This is a genomic window from Megasphaera jansseni (genome assembly GCF_047974155.1).
In the GTDB taxonomy this organism is placed as follows: Bacteria; Bacillota; Negativicutes; order Veillonellales; family Megasphaeraceae; genus Megasphaera.
Genome location: NZ_JBHYRR010000080.1, coordinates 1 through 406, shown reverse-complemented (window position 1 = coordinate 406; position 406 = coordinate 1). Strand labels below are relative to the sequence as shown.

1 protein-coding gene is annotated in these 406 nt (G+C 54.2%); it reads right to left on the bottom strand.

What is annotated here, in order from left to right; all coding sequences use genetic code 11:
• A partial coding sequence (locus ACE418_RS13480; protein WP_416451084.1) for a transposase occupies nucleotides 1-406 on the bottom strand: 406 nt, incomplete at both ends.

Genomic DNA, 406 nt, shown 5'->3' with positions numbered 1-406 from the left:
ATTCAACTCGATTTCGGCCATGTTCAACCAGCTGCCATGCTTCGGCGTATGGTGTATCTCCAATCGTTCAGCCAACCGGTGAGCCTCATCTGGCTTGAAGCGTTTGTAAAGTGAGCCGAGTGTATGCGTATTCAGGTTATCCATGACCAGGACAATCCGTTCAGCATGTGGGTACATGACATCGCATAGATATTGGATTTCTTCAGCCCAGTCCAGCGCGGTCCGCCGCTCCCGCACTGAGATATGCTGGTGCCCCGTAAGCGGCTCTACCAGGGCAAAAATGCTGCAGGTTCCATTGCGCTTGTACTCTGCATCAATCTTCTCGACCGCACCAGGGCGCATAGGAAGCGACTCACGGACTTCGCCGAGGAGCTGTAAGGGCTTCTCATCCAGACAGACTACCGGC